Source organism: Agromyces sp. LHK192 (genome assembly GCF_004006235.1).
In the GTDB taxonomy this organism is placed as follows: domain Bacteria; phylum Actinomycetota; class Actinomycetes; order Actinomycetales; family Microbacteriaceae; genus Agromyces.
The window spans coordinates 1,697,454-1,711,774 of the sequence record NZ_CP034753.1 but is presented as its reverse complement, the minus strand read 5'-3'; the positions used below and the strand labels follow the sequence as shown (position 1 = coordinate 1,711,774).

The following is a 14,321-nucleotide window of genomic DNA, read 5'->3' as shown; positions in this document are numbered from 1 at the left end:
GAAGTCGTCCCGGCGGTTCGGGTCCCGCGCGCCAATCGTACACGGCACGGCCGATTCGGCCCCTTCCCCCCTTCGCGCCACGGACGCACGGAGGATACTGTCCGGTTTCAGGCGAGCAGTCGAACCATCGTCCGACGGTCCCCGCGCTGTGCCACGACCGCGAACCCCTCGCTCCGGTACAACGCCTCCGCATGGTTCCCGTGCTCCACGCTCAAGGCGAGTCGCGCGTGCCCGGCGGCATGGGCCGCGTCCAGGAGCGAACGCATCAGCGCGCGACCCACGCCCTGCGATCGCCACGGCGGCTTCACCCCGATGATGAGTTCCGGCACCCCGGTCGCCACGTGGCCGTGCGCCGGGACATCCGCCCCGAGCATCCGGTACCAGGCGGCACCGATCGGCCGGTCGCCCTCGTCGCTCGCGATGAAGCCGCGGTCGGCCGGTCGCGGCCACCCCGCGATGTAGTTGCGATACACCGGATCGCTCAGGATCGCGGGCCTCGGGCGCGTCGCGCCGGCCCGCCAGTTCGCCGCCTCGACCACCATGTCCGCGAGGAATGAACCGTCGCCCAGGACAGCCGGGCGAATCGTGAAGTCCGCCATGACCGGATGCTACGCGCCCACGGTTTCCGGGAGGTTTCGCCGGTCCGCCCGCTCCCGCTCAGAACCGGATGGCGTCGATCACGCGGACCCGCACCGCGGCGAGCGCCGGCACGAGCCCCGCGACCGCTCCTACGGCGACCGAGGCGAGGATGCCGATGACCGCGGCGTCCACCGGGAACGCGGGTGCGTCGTCGAGGACCGTCCCGCCGAGCGCCATGCCGACGAGCGGACTGCGGACCAGCGCGATCGACAGGCCGACGCCGACGGCTCCCGCGACGAAGGTTCCGACGACCGATTCCATCAGCACCGAGAAGAACACCCGCCCGCTCGTCGCACCGAACGAGCGACGGATGCCGATCTCACGGACCCGCGTCCGGACGGTCACCAGCGAGATCGTGACCAGGCCGAGCGCACCGAGACCGAGGATCACGACCGCGACCCCCGCGACGAGGAGCTTGAGTGCGAGGTACGGGTCTCCGTCGTGCTGCGCGTAGTCGGTGCGGTACGCGTCGACGGAGAAGCCGTCGCCCAGTTCCGCGGCGATCGAGTCGCGCATCGAGTCGCTGAGGTCGGGTTCGAGCTCGGGCGGCACCCAGGCGATCAGGTTGAGGCCGACCGGGCCCATCAGCGGGTCCGGTTGCTCGGCCTGGAGCGCGAGGAACGCGTCGACCGGCATCATCGCCGTCGGTGTCGTGTCCCACTCGCCCTGACTCGGCGTGACGCCGATGACCACCCCGGTCGCCGGCTGATCGCCGACGAGCGCGGCGGTCGGATGCGTCTCGAGCGGCGGGCGGCCGAGGCGATCCCAGAACGCCTCGTTCACGATCAGCGCCGGCGCGAGCCGGCGAGCGTCGCGGTCGACGAACCAGGTGCCCTCGAGCAGGCGGATGCGGAACATCTGGCCGTAGTCGGGCTCCACGGCGGTGATCCCGACCGGGGCCACCCCGTCGGCGAACTGCACGTCGAGCATGCCCGATCCGGTTCGGCTGGCGAAGGTCACGTCATGTCGGTCGAGCACGTTCCGCCACGCCGCCGACAGCACCTGCGCGTCGGGCGGCCCCTGTGCGCCGTTCACGCTGAACTGGACGGTGGCGGGTCGACCGCCACCGCGCTCCTGCATCTCACGCCCCACCTGTTCGGCGACGGCGCCGGCGGCGACCACGGTGGTCAGCGCGCAGACCGCGAGCGCGACGCCGATGAGCGAGAGCATCACCCGCCCGCGATGGATGCGAAGTTCCTCCATCGCCTCGACGACCGTGGAGACCAGACCAGTCGCCACCCGGAACAGCGCCCCGATCACGCCGGCCCCTCCCCCGCGACGACCATGCCGGTTCGGCCCCCCGCCGCGTGGCCGAACGCCGACACCGGTGCGTGGGCGACGGACTGCGGCGGCGCGACCGGCGGCGGGGCATCCAGCGGCTCCAGTCGCCCGCCCGCCAGTCGAAGACGTCGGGTCGCGCGCGCGGCGATCGCCGGATCGTGCGTGATCGTCACCAGGGCGGCTCCGGACTCGGCGGCCACCGATTCGATGAGCGCCATGACGGATGCCCCGGTCTCGAGGTCGAGCGCCCCGGTCGGCTCGTCCGCGAGGATGAGCCGCGGTCGCCGCACCAATGCCCGGGCGATGGCGACGCGCTGCTGCTCGCCGCCGGACAGCCGCTCGGGCTTGGCCTGCATCCGCTCGGAGAGGCCGACGCGATCGAGCATCTCGGCGGCGATCGCGGCGCGCTTCCAGAACTGGCGGCCGCCCGAGTACAGCAGCGGCGTCTGGACGTTCTCGAGGGCCGTGCGTCCCGGCAGCAGGTTGAACTGCTGGAACACGAATCCGATCTCGCGGCCTCGCATGCGGTCCCGCGTGCCCGTGCCGAGCCGGCGCATGTCGCGCCCGAGGAACTCGAGTTCGCCCTCGGTCGGCGAATCGAGCAGTCCGAGCACGTTGAGCAGGGTCGACTTGCCCGACCCCGAGCGCCCGACGATCGACAGCCGATCGCCCTCGTCGATCAGCAGGTCGACCCCTTCGAGGATCGGCAGCGGTCGACCGTCCGGCAGGCGCACCGTGCGGCCCACGCCGGCCGCTTCGAGCAGGCGCATCAGCCCATGGACCCTGCGGCAGAGCCGGCGCAGATGATCATGCCGTCGGGCATCGTGTCGCACCCCTCCATGCCCGGTGGCACCGCGGGAGCGCCGGGCACGAATTGGAGCACCGTGTCACCCTCGGCCAGGCCCTCGACCACCTCGACCAGCGCACCGTCGGTCAGTCCCAGGCGCACGGCGGCCTCCACGCGCTCGCCGTCGGGCTGGACGACCCAGACCGTGCCGGTCTCCGCGCCGCCCTCGACGGCGGTGGTCGGGACCACGAGCACGCCGTCGGCCACGCCGGCCGAGACGGTGACGGCCGCGGTCAGGCCCGGGAAGACGCGCACGTCCGACGGGACCGTGCACCGCACGGTCGCTCCGGAACCGCCGCCCGCACCGGCCGTCGGGGCGCCCGTGCCCGCTCCGCCGTCGGCCCCGGAGGTGCCGACCGAACCCCCGGCACCGCCCGATGCCGTGATCACGAGCCCTCCGCAGGTGAACGGCGCCGGACCGCCCGCGATCTCGACCGTCGCCTGCGCCGGGGCATCCGTCAGGCGGTACTGCTGCTCGGGGCTGACGGCCGCCGTGACGCTGAACGTCGGCGGTGCGACGCTCGCCCTCGCGTCGCCGATCGCGACGGACTGCCCGGGCAGCACGTCGAGGACGGAGACCACGCCGGCGATCGGGGCGACCACCTGCTCATAGCGATAGGTCGTCTTCGGCACCGTCACGACGGGGACGCCGTCGGGCCCGGCCGCTTCGACCGGCTCGACCTCGTTCTGCACCTTGATGTCGTACAGGACCTCGCCGGCGACGACGGCGGCGCCCTGCGCGACGAAGATCTCATCGACCGTGCCGCTGCCGGTCGCCTTCGCGGCCACCGGGGCGTCCGCGTCGACCGTGCCCGACAGCACGAGGTCGTTCGCGATCGAACCGCGCACGACCGCCACCTCCGGCTCGGCGACCGTGCCGGTCGGGTTCGCGGATCCGCCGTCCTCGGCCTGCCGATCCGGGAAGAACGCCAGCTTCACCAGCGCGACCGCGACCACGGCGACGAGGACGATGCGGAGGATCGGGAACACCCAGGTGCGAGCGACGTTCACGTCGGCCCTCTCGTGTAGGGAAACGAATGCCTTCGGGCAGGCGGCCTCCCCCAACCTAGGGCCGCGGCGCGGCGCGGCACCATCCCCCGTGGGGATGATCCCGCGGCGCTACGACTCGATACGCTGCCGATCCGTCATCTCGGCTACGCCTCGATGACCAGCGGCACGAGCATCGGCCGCCGGCGGAGCCGCCGACTCACCCACGTGCCCACCGTGCGCCGCACGATCTGCTGGAGCGCGTGCGAGTCGCGCACGCCGTCGTGGGCGGCATCCGCCAGCGCCGAGATGATCTTGGGCTTGACGTCCTCGAAGACGGCATCGTCCTCGGCGAACCCGCGCGCGTGGATCTCGGGACCGGAGATGACCCGGCCGGTGTTCGCGTCGACGACGACGATCACGGAGATGAATCCCTCCTCGGCGAGGATCCGGCGGTCCTTGAGGTCGGCGTCGGTGATCTCGCCCACGGTCGACCCGTCGACGTACACGAACCCGAGGTCGAGCTGGCCGACGACGCGCACGTCGCCGTCGCGGAGATCGAACACCGTGCCGTTCTCGCCGATGAAGGTGCGCTCGGCGGGGATGCCGGTGTCGCGCGCGAGCTTCGCGTTCGCCATCAGGTGCCGGTACTCGCCGTGGATCGGCAGCACGTTGCGCGGCCGCAGGATGTTGTAGCAGTACAGGAGCTCGCCGGCGGCGGCGTGACCGGAGACGTGCACCTTCGCGTTGCCCTTGTGCACGACGTTCGCGCCGATCTTGGTCAGGCCGTCGATGACCCGGTAGACCGCGTTCTCGTTGCCCGGGATCAGGCTCGACGCGAGGATGACCGTGTCGCCCTCGCCCACCTCGATCTGGTGGTCGCGGTTCGCCATGCGGCTGAGCACCGCCATCGGCTCGCCCTGCGAACCCGTCGACATGTACACGATCCGCTCGTCGGGGATGTCGCCGGCCTTCTTGTAGTCGACGAGCACGCCCTCGGGGACCTTCAGGAAGCCGAGCTGCTCCGCGATCGTCATGTTGCGCACCATGCTCCGGCCGAGGAGCGCCACCCGGCGCCCGTTCGCGTGGGCGGCGTCGAGCACCTGCTGCACGCGGTGCACATGGCTCGAGAAGCTCGCCACGACGACCTTCTTCGGCGCGCGCGAGATCACCTGGTCGAGCACGGGGCCGATCTCACGTTCGAGCGGCGTGAACCCCGGGACGTCCGCGTTGGTCGAGTCCACCATGAACAGGTCGACGCCCTCCTTGCCGAGCCGCGCGAACTCGCGGAGGTCGGTGAGGCGGTCGTCCAGCGGCAGCTGGTCCATCTTGAAGTCGCCGGTGGCGAGCACCGTGCCGGCGCTCGTCTTGATCGCGACCGCGAGCGCGTCGGGGATGGAGTGGTTCACGGCGACGAACTCGAGGCCGAACGGGCCGAGCTGCTCGCGCTGGCCCTCGGCGACCGTCAGGCTGTACGGCTGGATGCGGTGCTCCTTGAGCTTCGCCTCCACCAGTGCGAGCGTGAGCGTCGAGCCGATGAGCGGGATGTCGCCGCGCAGCTTCAGGAGGTACGGCACCGCGCCGATGTGGTCCTCGTGGCCGTGCGTGAGCACGACCCCGACGACGTCGTCGAGCCGTTCCCTGAGGAATCCGAAGTCGGGCAGGATCAGGTCGACGCCCGGCTGGTGCTCCTCGGGGAACAGCACGCCGCAGTCGACGATGAGGATCTTCCCGTCGAGCTCGTAGCTCGTCATGTTGCGGCCGACCTCCCCCAGGCCGCCGATCGGGATGATGCGGAGCGTCCCGGCCTCGAGCGGTGCGGGATCGATGATGACGTCGGGCATGGAGCCCCCCTTGTCTTTCCGTGTGCAGTTGTGCGGCGCACGCGCGCCGCGATGTCGGATGCCGCCGTCAGCGGGTCGTGCCCGCGACCTTCGGCAGCGCACCGCCCGCGGCCGCGTTGCGGTCGGGGCGGAAGTTGTGGAAGTCGACGCCCGGGATGCCCGTGACGTGGTCGATCTCGTCCTCGATGAGGGCGGCCTCCCACTCCTCGGGCCCGACGAGCGGCAGGCGCACGCGGGGGCTCGAGATGCGGCCGAGTCCGTGGAGGATGTACTTGGCCGCGACGGTGCCCGGCACGTGGGTCATGACGGCTCGCACGAGCGGTTCGAGCTGCATGTGCGCCTCGGTCGCGGCCTTCAGGTCGCCGCGGTTCACGGCGTCGACGATGGTGCGGTACGGCGCCGGCGCGATGTTCGCGGTGACGCCGATGAGGCCTGTGGCCCCGATCGACAGGTGCGGCAGCGCGTTCGCGTCGTCGCCCGAGAAGTAGAGCAGGTCGGTCTGGTTCAGCACCCGGCTGACCTCGCTGAAGTTCCCCTTGGCGTCCTTCACGGCGAGGATGTTCGGGTGCTTGGCGAGCCGCAGGATCGTCTCGTACTCGATCGGAACCCCGGTGCGGCCCGGGATGTCGTACAGGATCACCGGCAGGTCGGTCGCGTCGGCGACGAGCCGGAAGTGCGTCAGGATGCCCGCCTGCGTCGGCTTGTTGTAGTACGGCGTGACGATCATGATGCCGTCGGCGCCGGCCTTCTCGCTCGCGCGGTACAGCTCGATCGCGTGCGCGGTCTCGTTCGATCCGCCGCCGGTGATGATGCTGGCGCGACCCGCGGCCACCTCCTTGCCGACCTCGACGAGGCGGAGCTTCTCGGCGTCGGTGAGCGTGGACGTCTCGCCGGTGGTGCCCGTGACGACGATGCCGTCGGCCCCGGCCGTGATGACGTCGTCGATGTGCTTCTCGACCCCGGGCCAATCGACTTCGCCGTCCGCCGTCATCGGCGTGACGAGCGCGACGAGCACTTGTCCGAAGGGGTTCTCTTGAGTCACGCCCTACAGGCTATCGGTACGGACGGACCGGGATGCGCTCGCAGGGAGCCGTCAGCCGCGCGCGTAGGCGCGGAACGCGTAGCGGATGCCGGTGCGCGAGACCAGCCACCCGTCGACCGGGTCGGATGCCTCGAGCCGCCAGCCCTCGTCCACCTCCGGCGCGTACGCATCGCCGGCGACCTCGAGGTCGATCTCGGTGACCTCGAGCCGGTCGGCGCTCGGCAGCACCTGTCGGTATACCTCGGCGCCGCCGATGACCCAGGTCCACGCCGCATCCGATCGGCCCGATCCGGCGAGCGCGAGCGCCTCGTCGACGGATGCCGCGCGCTCCGCGCCCTCGGCCGCCCAGTCGGCCTGCCGCGTCACGACGAGGTTGCGCCGACCTGGGAGCGGGCGGAACCGCTCAGGCAGCGAGTCCCAGGTGCGGCGGCCCATGACGACCGGGCATCCGTCGGTGAGCTGCCGGAAGTGCGCGAGGTCCTCGGGGAGGTGCCACGGCATCCGCCCGTCGCGGCCGATCACACGGTCGTGCGCCTGCGCCCAGATGAGGCCGATCCGCGCCATCAGACGGCGACGGCCGCACGGATGGCGGGGTGGTGCTCGTAGTCGACCAGCTCGAAGTCCTCGAAGTCGTAGTCGAGGATCGAGTCGGGCTTCCGCCGGAACCGCAGCGTCGGGTACGGATACGGCTCGCGCCCGAGCTGCTCGGCGACCTGTTCGCGGTGGTTGTCGTAGATGTGGCAGTCGCCGCCGGTCCAGACGAAGTCGCCCGGTTCGAGGCCGGTCTGCTGCGCGACCATGAGCGTGAGCAGGGCGTACGAGGCGATGTTGAACGGCACGCCGAGGAAGAGGTCGGCGCTGCGCTGGTAGAGCTGGCAGCTGAGGCGGCCGTCGGCGACGTAGAACTGGAACAGCGCATGGCACGGCGCGAGGGCCATGTCGGGGATGTCGGCCGGGTTCCAGGCCGACACGATGAGCCGGCGCGAGTCGGGGTTCGTGCGGATCTGGTCGATCACCTGCGCGATCTGGTCGATGGTGTCGCCGCCCGGGGTCGGCCACGACCGCCACTGCACGCCGTAGACCGGACCGAGGTCGCCCTGTTCATCGGCCCATTCGTCCCAGATGGTGACGCCGCGCTCGCGGAGCCACGACACGTTCGAGTCGCCGCGGAGGAACCACAGCAACTCGACCGCGATCGACTTGAAGTGCACCCGCTTCGTCGTGATGAGCGGGAATCCCTCGGACAGGTCGAACCGGATCTGGCGACCGAACACGCTGGTCGTGCCGGTTCCGGTGCGGTCGTCCTTGTGGGTGCCGTGCGCGAGCGTGTCGCGCAAGAGGTCTTCGTACGGGGTCGCGATCGCCTGGCTCACGCCTTCGATGCTAGACCGCGTCCGGGCCCGCCCGGCCCGACCGATCGCGTGTCACCCGACGTCACACTGCGCGGGGGGCGGGTCGCGCGCGCCTAGCATCCCGACATGGATTGGAGCACTGCGGCCGGAGCGGCGATCGCGCTGGTCGCGCTCACCTCGGTGGCCGGAGTCGCGCTGCGCGCACGCGACGGCCGACTGCGCGCGACGGCATCCCGACCGGATGCCTCCGCCACGGCGGCGGACGCCCTCGGGCTCACCCGCGGCGCCCTGGGCAGCGCGGCCACGCTCGTCCAGTTCTCCACCGAGTTCTGCAGCCGGTGCCCGGGCGTGGCCCGCCGGCTCGACGCGCTCGCCGCGGAGCACACCGGTGTCCGTCACGTCGAGATCGACCTGACCGCCGATGCGAGGCTCGCCGACCGCTTCGACGTGCTCCAGACCCCGACCACCCTCGTGCTCGACGCGACCGGCACCGAGATCGCGCGCATCGGCGGAGTCCCGCGCGACGGCGAACTCGTGCCCCTCGTCGAACGCCTCGCGACCACCAGCCCGGACGGGAGCCGCCATGCCTCAGCCTGAACCACCCGTCGGAACGCGGGCGCCGGACCGGATCGACCCACGCGGGCCGCGCTTCGCCGCCGCGATCACGTCGGCGCTGCTGCTGGTCGTCGTGGTGCTCGGCACGGCCGGCGCCACCCTCGCCGCGTGGATCCTCCTGGCCGCGCTCGCCGCCCTGTTCGCCTGGGGCGCCGTGGCCGGCGTCGCGAGGTCCCCGTGGGGACTCGTCTTCCGGAAGCTCGTCCGGCCGCGTCTCGCTGCCCCGTCCGGACTCGAGGACCCGCGGCCCCCGACCTTCGCGCAGGGCGTCGGCTTCGCCGTCACGATCGCCGGGGTGCTGCTCGGCACGTTCGGCGTCGCCGGAGCGGTGCCGATCGCGGCGGCGATCGCGTTCGCGGCGGCGTTCCTCAACGCGGCGTTCGGGTTCTGCCTCGGCTGCGTGATGTACGTGTGGCTCGTGCGGGCACGGGTGATCCGCCAGGCATGAGGCCGACCGGGGCGCCGCTCTTCCGGGCGGCCCTCCCGCCTCGGTAGGCTGGCCGTTCGCGCAATCGAGGAGGAACGCATGGCCGTCACGAGTGAGTCCACGACCGTCTGGTCGGGTTCGCTGACCGAGGGATCGGGCGACGTCGCCCTCGATTCCTCCGAGCTCGCCACGTTCCCCGTCAACTGGAAGGCGCGCTCCGACGGCCAGGCCTCGACGACCACGCCCGAGGAGCTGCTCGCCGCGGCGCACTCGTCGTGCTTCTCGATGGCATTGTCCCACGCGCTCACCGGTGCCGGGCACACGCCCGACCGCATCCAGACCACGGCCGCGGTGACCTTCGAGGCCGGCAAGGGCGTGCTCGGCAGCCACCTGCTCGTGAGTGCGCGCGTCCCCGGCTTGAGCGAGCACGAGTTCGAGGCGTTCGCCGACGACGCGAAGCGCAACTGCCCGATCTCGCAGGCGCTCGCCGGCATCCCGATCACGATCGAAGCCGAACTCGCCTGACGTGCGGATCCTCGTCGCCGGGGCATCCGGCTTCATCGGCTCGACCCTCGTCGCCCGTCTCGGCGACGCGGGACACGAGGTCGTGCGGCTGGTCCGGCGACGCGCCGAATCCGCCGACGAGGCCGCGTGGTCGCCCGCCGCGGGCATCATCGACTTCACGGTGATGGACCGGGTCGACGCGGTCGTGAACCTCTCCGGGGCGTCGCTGGCGCACCTGCCGTGGACCAAGCGCTACCGCGCCGAGATCCTGTCCTCGCGGATCACCGCGACGCGCACGCTCGCCGACGCGATGCGCAAGGCCCGGCGCCCGCCCGCCGTGTTCCTCAGCGCGTCGGCCGTCGGCGTCTACGGCGACCGGCCGGCCGAGACGCTCACGGAGTCCTCGCCCGCCGGTGCGGGATTCCTGGCCGACGTCGTCGAGCGCTGGGAGCGCGCCGCCTCGCTCGCGCCCGACGAGACGCGGACGGTGACGTTCCGCAGCGGCGTCGTGCTCGGCGACGGCGGCGCGATGAAGCGGATCCGCACCCTGACGCGCTTCGGTGTCGCCGGACGGCTCGGCACCGGCGGCCAGCACTGGCCGTGGATCTCGCACCACGACGAGGTCCGGGCGATCGAGCACCTGCTCGACGCGTCCTCGTTGTCGGGCCCGGTGAACCTGGCCGGTCCGACGCCCGCCACGGCCGATCGGATCATGTCGCACCTCGCCGAGAAGATGCGTCGGCCGTACGCGGTGCCCGCGCCCGAGAAGCTCCTCGAGTTCGCCCTCGGAACCGCGGCGGACGAACTGCTGCTCGCGAGCCAGAAGGTGCGACCCGACCGGCTGCTGGCCGACGGGTTCCGATTCGACGACGAGACCTGCGAGGACGCCATCGACCGGATGCTCAGCGAGCCGCGCGTTCCAGTCCGATAGCCTGCCGGACCGCGCGCCGCGCCCGACGGCGATCGCCCGCCGCGTCGTAGGCGAGGCCGAGCCTGAGCCACGCCTGCCAAGAGTCCGGCCGGGCCTCGGCGTCGGTGCGGAACCGATCGAACGCGTCGTCGGCGGCCTGCCGGTCGACTCGGCCCGACGGGGACCGCGGCAGGCCCAGGTCGGCCTCTCCCGCTTCGTCGAGCCTGCGCACGAGTTCCTGCGAGCGGAAGCCGAACTCGAGCTCTCGCCACAGCGCCCACGCTCCGATCACGGGCAGGACGATGAGCGCGACGCCGATGCCGATCGCGACGGGTTCGCCGGTCAGTATGAACTGCACCGCACGGGTGCCGATGAGCGCGAGGTAGAGCGCGAGCAGCACCGCCATGACGATGGCGGCGATGCGGCCCTTCATCGGTCGAGGCCCTTCATCGGTCGCCCGAGGGCAGCCCGAGGTCGAGCAGTGCGTCGAGGCCGATGCTCACGCCGTCACGTGCCGGCGCGCTGCGCAACGCCAGGAGGATGCCCGACTCGTACGAGCTCGCCGAGATCGTGGAGTGCACGATGCTGAGCGTCTCTCCGTCACCGCCGAGCACGACCCGCTGCTCGGCGAGCAGGCCGGAGAGTCGAAGGCTGTGCACGGGGATGCCGCCGACGAGCTGACCGCGCGCCCGCTGGTCGGCGTGCGGCGCGGAGAAGGGCCCCTCGGCGCCGCGCGCCTCGGACATGAGCTCGGCCGTGCGCACCGCAGTGCCGGACGGCGAGTCGACCTTGCCGGCGTGGTGCGCCTCGACGATCTCGACGGAGTCGAAGAATCGCGCGGCCACCGCCGCGAACGCCGTGCCGAGCACGCTGCCGATCGAGAAGTTCGGCACGAACAGCACCGCGCGCGAGCCCTCGGTGTCGCGCTGGAGCCGCTCGATCTCGGCGATGCGGTCGGTCGACCAGCCGGACGTGCCGACGACCACGGGAACGCGGGCGGTCACGGCATGGCGGACGATGTCGCCGCTCACGCCCGGGTGGGTGACGTCGATCGCGACCTCGGCGCCGTCGATCTCGTCGAGGCCCGATCGCGAGTCGAGGGCGGCGTGGAGCTCGAGGTCGTCGGCCTCCTCGATGAGTCGGAGTGCGAGCTTGCCCATCTTGCCGGTGGCACCCACCACGGCGACCCGAATCGTCACGGGCTCGAGCCTACCAACCGCCGCGACGGGGGCCGGACGTCGGGGACCGGCCGGGCGTCGCGGTGCACGCCGACGGCGGGGCGCCGTCCCGTGCTGCGCGGGCATAGGCTTCTCGGATGCTCCGCTTCCGAGAAGCCGCCGTGTCCGACGGCGACGCCCACGCCCTGCTCGCCTCGTACTTCGCGGAGCGCGCCGCCGGGTTCCCGCCGGAGCAGGGCGTCTACCGGCCGACCTTCCCCGCCCCGGCGCAGTTCGCGCCCCCCGCCGGGGTCTTCCTCGTCGTGGAGGACGACGGCGCGGACGGTTCCCCGGCACCGCTCGGCTGCGGGGGCGTGCGGCGGATCGAGCCGTCCCCGGACGGCCTCGTGCGCTACGAGGTCAAGCACCTCTGGCTCGCCCCGGCCGCTCGCGGGCGTGGAGCCGGGCGCCGCCTCCTCGCCGAGCTGGAAGCGCGTGCGATCGCGTTCGGCGCGGAGGAGCTGGTGCTCGACACCAACGCGAGCCTGGAGGCGGCTGGCGGCCTCTACCGCACGGCGGGGTTCGAGCACGTCGAGCCGTACAACGACAACCCGAACGCGACCGACTGGTACGGCAAGCGGGTCGGCTGACCGCGCCGCAGCGGGTCAGATCGAGTAGGCCTCGGGCAGGCCGGTCCGCAGCTCGGGAGGCAGGTGGGCGAGGTCGTTGTGGGTGACGAGGCTCCACGGCCGCCCGGGCTTCTGCGTGAGCACGGTGAGGCCGCAGTTCGCCTGGTTGATCGACACCCAGCGCCAGTCGGGCGCGCCCAGCACCTCGCGCACGAACCATCCGATCACGAAGTTGTGCGTGATCAGCAGCTCGTGGCGGTCTTCCCGGTGCGAGCGGAGGAACTCGGCGGTTGCGTCGGCCATCTGGGCCGAACCCGCCTCGATCTCGGCAGCCGTCACCGAGCCGAAGAACGGGTCGTACGCTTTCGGGGTCTCTGCGGCCGGGCCCGAGGGGATGCAGTCGAACAGCAGGGCCGACGGCTCGGGCTCGAGCGCCGGCATCTTCCGTGCGATGATCGCGGCGGTCTCGGCCGCCCGCTGCAGCGGCGAGTGCCACGCCGCGTCGAACGGGATGCCCCCGAGTCGTTCGGCGAGCGCCTCGGCCTGGCGGCGTCCGCGTGGCGACAACGGCCCGTCGGGCAGGCCGTGCTCGGCGTCGAGCTGCTCGCCGTGGCGGACGAGGTAGAGGTGATGCGTCACGAGGATGTGTCCCTATCGGTGCGGCAGCGGGTCGCTCAGGCGACGTCCGTGGTCGGGGCGGTTCGATCGACGATGCCGCGGAAGTCGGAGTCCTCGACCGGTCCGACGGCGACGAGCGAGAGCGGTCGCTCGGCGAAGTCGACGGCGAGCGCCTGCACGTCGTCGGCGCTGACGAGCGCGATGCGGCGCAGGGCCTCGTCGAGGTCCTGGAACTCGCCGAGGGTGAGCTCGGCGCGGCCGAGCCGCGACATCCTGGTGTCGGAGTCCTCGAGCGCGAGCGCGGAGGCTCCGGCCAGTTGGCCCGACGCGCGGGCGATCTCCTCGTCGGTGACGCCGTGTTCGGCGACCCGTTCGAGCTCGGAGCGCAGCAGCGCGGCGACGGTCGGCGCCTTCGCGGGCGCGCACCCGGCGTACATGCCGAAGAGCCCGGCGTCGGAGTACCCGGGCGCGAACGAGTACACGGCGTACGCGAGCCCGCGCCGTTCGCGCACCTGCTGGAAGAGCCGCGACGACATGCCCGACCCGAAGATCGCGTTCAGCACGCTCAGGGTCGACCGCCGGAGGTCGGTCGCGACGAGCCCGGGGACGCCGAGCAGGAGGTTCACCTGTTCGAGCGGGCGGTGCACGACGGTCAGCGGGGCCGGGGGCGCGAGGAGGGCGGGCTCGGCCGGGCGGCGGGCGTCGGGCGCGGCGGCCAGGTCGAGGTCCCAGCCAGCGGCGGTGAGTGCGCGGCCGAGCACCTCGACGACCTGGTCGTGGTCGACGGCGCCCGCGACGGTGACGACCAGGTCCTGCGGGCGGTAGTTCGCCCGGTAGTGCTCCCAGACGGCCGTACGGGTCGCCCGCCGGATGGTCTCGGGGTCGCCGCCGATCGGTCGGCCCAGCGCGTGGTCGCCGAGCACCGCGGTGAAGAAGCGCTCGTTCGCGACGTCGGCGGGGTCGTCGCCGGCCATCGAGAGCTCCTCGAGGATCACACCGCGCTCGTTCTCGAACTCGTCGGGATCGAGCACGGACGAGGTGAACATGTCGGCGAGCACCTCGACGGCCATGGGCAGGTCGCGATCCTGCACCTTGGCGTAGTAGCAGGTGTACTCCTTGGCGGTGAGGGCATTGTGCTCGCCGCCGACCGCGTCGAACGAGACCGCGATGTCGAGCGCGGTGCGCGAGCGCGTGCCCTTGAACAGCAGGTGCTCGAGGAAGTGCGTGGACCCGAACGTCGCCGGATGCCCCGAATCCGCGGGGTGCTCGTCGCGCGAGCCGACCGCGACCCAGAACCCGATTGTCGCGCTACGCGCACCGGGCACGCGTTCGGAGAGGATTCGGACGCCCGAGGGCAGGAGGCTCCGGCGCACGAGTGCGTCGCCGGCGGCCTCGAATGCGAGCTCGGGCGTGCCGAGCGGGAGTTCGACGGCGCCGTTCATCCGCACCAGCCTATGTCACGCAGGCGC

At 72.1% G+C, this 14,321-nt stretch carries 17 protein-coding genes; 5 read left to right on the top strand and 12 right to left on the bottom strand.

The genetic code is table 11. The annotated features are described in order from the left end of the window. Positions 1–107 precede the first annotated feature (107 nt). The 8 genes from ELQ40_RS07620 to ELQ40_RS07585 form a co-directional block, all read right to left on the bottom strand. On the bottom strand, positions 108–599 hold the full coding sequence (locus ELQ40_RS07620) for a GNAT family N-acetyltransferase (protein ID WP_127793149.1): 492 nt from the start codon (positions 597–599) through the stop codon (positions 108–110). A gap of 58 nt (positions 600–657) precedes the next feature. Beyond that, complete coding sequence (locus ELQ40_RS07615) at positions 658–1,899, bottom strand: ABC transporter permease (RefSeq protein ID WP_127793148.1); 1,242 nt, start codon at positions 1,897–1,899, stop codon at positions 658–660. After that, entirely contained in the window at positions 1,896–2,690 is a 795-nt protein-coding gene (locus ELQ40_RS07610; RefSeq protein WP_127793147.1) for an ABC transporter ATP-binding protein, read from the bottom strand. The genes ELQ40_RS07615 and ELQ40_RS07610 overlap by 4 nt, the downstream gene beginning before the upstream one ends. Further along, complete coding sequence (locus ELQ40_RS07605) at positions 2,690–3,778, bottom strand: efflux RND transporter periplasmic adaptor subunit (protein ID WP_205649455.1); 1,089 nt, start codon at positions 3,776–3,778, stop codon at positions 2,690–2,692. The genes ELQ40_RS07610 and ELQ40_RS07605 overlap by 1 nt, the downstream gene beginning before the upstream one ends. Before the next feature lie 143 nt (positions 3,779–3,921). Then, entirely contained in the window at positions 3,922–5,598 is a 1,677-nt protein-coding gene (locus ELQ40_RS07600; protein WP_127793146.1) for a ribonuclease J, read from the bottom strand. A gap of 67 nt (positions 5,599–5,665) precedes the next feature. Beyond that, positions 5,666–6,640 (bottom strand): 4-hydroxy-tetrahydrodipicolinate synthase, encoded by a 975-nt coding sequence (gene dapA / locus ELQ40_RS07595; RefSeq protein ID WP_127793145.1) that lies wholly within the window; start codon positions 6,638–6,640, stop codon positions 5,666–5,668. Between the two features lie 51 nt (positions 6,641–6,691). Next, positions 6,692–7,204, bottom strand: a complete 513-nt coding sequence (locus ELQ40_RS07590; RefSeq protein WP_127793144.1) for a dihydrofolate reductase — start codon at positions 7,202–7,204, stop codon at positions 6,692–6,694. After that, complete coding sequence (locus ELQ40_RS07585; protein WP_127793143.1) at positions 7,204–8,022, bottom strand: thymidylate synthase; 819 nt, start codon at positions 8,020–8,022, stop codon at positions 7,204–7,206. The genes ELQ40_RS07590 and ELQ40_RS07585 overlap by 1 nt, the downstream gene beginning before the upstream one ends. Before the next feature lie 96 nt (positions 8,023–8,118). Here ELQ40_RS07585 and ELQ40_RS07580 point away from each other — a divergent pair, with 96 nt between their 5' ends. From ELQ40_RS07580 to ELQ40_RS07565, 4 genes are all read left to right on the top strand, one after another. Continuing rightward, entirely contained in the window at positions 8,119–8,589 is a 471-nt protein-coding gene (locus ELQ40_RS07580) for a thioredoxin family protein (RefSeq protein WP_127793142.1), read from the top strand. Further along, complete coding sequence (locus tag ELQ40_RS07575) at positions 8,576–9,055, top strand: DUF4395 family protein (RefSeq protein ID WP_127793141.1); 480 nt, start codon at positions 8,576–8,578, stop codon at positions 9,053–9,055. Before ELQ40_RS07580 ends, ELQ40_RS07575 begins: the two co-directional genes overlap by 14 nt. A gap of 78 nt (positions 9,056–9,133) precedes the next feature. Continuing rightward, positions 9,134–9,559: an OsmC family peroxiredoxin gene (locus ELQ40_RS07570; RefSeq protein WP_127793140.1), complete on the top strand. Its 426-nt coding sequence runs from the start codon at positions 9,134–9,136 to the stop codon at positions 9,557–9,559. A gap of 1 nt (position 9,560) precedes the next feature. Further along, the gene (locus tag ELQ40_RS07565; protein ID WP_127793139.1) at positions 9,561–10,469 is read left to right on the top strand and encodes a TIGR01777 family oxidoreductase; all 909 of its coding nucleotides are present in this window, start codon (positions 9,561–9,563) and stop codon (positions 10,467–10,469) included. Here the strand turns inward: ELQ40_RS07565 and ELQ40_RS07560 are convergent. Both ELQ40_RS07560 and dapB read right to left on the bottom strand, forming a co-directional pair. Then, on the bottom strand, positions 10,441–10,881 hold the full coding sequence (locus ELQ40_RS07560) for a hypothetical protein (RefSeq protein WP_205649453.1): 441 nt from the start codon (positions 10,879–10,881) through the stop codon (positions 10,441–10,443). The genes ELQ40_RS07565 and ELQ40_RS07560 overlap by 29 nt on opposite strands. Before the next feature lie 13 nt (positions 10,882–10,894). Then, positions 10,895–11,647, bottom strand: a complete 753-nt coding sequence (dapB, locus tag ELQ40_RS07555) for a 4-hydroxy-tetrahydrodipicolinate reductase (protein ID WP_127793138.1) — start codon at positions 11,645–11,647, stop codon at positions 10,895–10,897. Between the two features lie 116 nt (positions 11,648–11,763). Here dapB and ELQ40_RS07550 point away from each other — a divergent pair, with 116 nt between their 5' ends. Beyond that, on the top strand, positions 11,764–12,255 hold the full coding sequence (locus tag ELQ40_RS07550) for a GNAT family N-acetyltransferase (RefSeq protein WP_127793137.1): 492 nt from the start codon (positions 11,764–11,766) through the stop codon (positions 12,253–12,255). Positions 12,256–12,270: 15 nt separating this feature from the next. On the opposite strand, the gene ELQ40_RS07545 is transcribed toward ELQ40_RS07550, so the two are convergent. Together ELQ40_RS07545 and ELQ40_RS07540 are read right to left on the bottom strand one after the other, a co-directional pair. Then, on the bottom strand, positions 12,271–12,873 hold the full coding sequence (locus ELQ40_RS07545) for a histidine phosphatase family protein (RefSeq protein ID WP_127793136.1): 603 nt from the start codon (positions 12,871–12,873) through the stop codon (positions 12,271–12,273). A gap of 35 nt (positions 12,874–12,908) precedes the next feature. Next, positions 12,909–14,294, bottom strand: a complete 1,386-nt coding sequence (locus ELQ40_RS07540; protein WP_127793135.1) for a pitrilysin family protein — start codon at positions 14,292–14,294, stop codon at positions 12,909–12,911. Positions 14,295–14,321 lie beyond the last annotated feature (27 nt).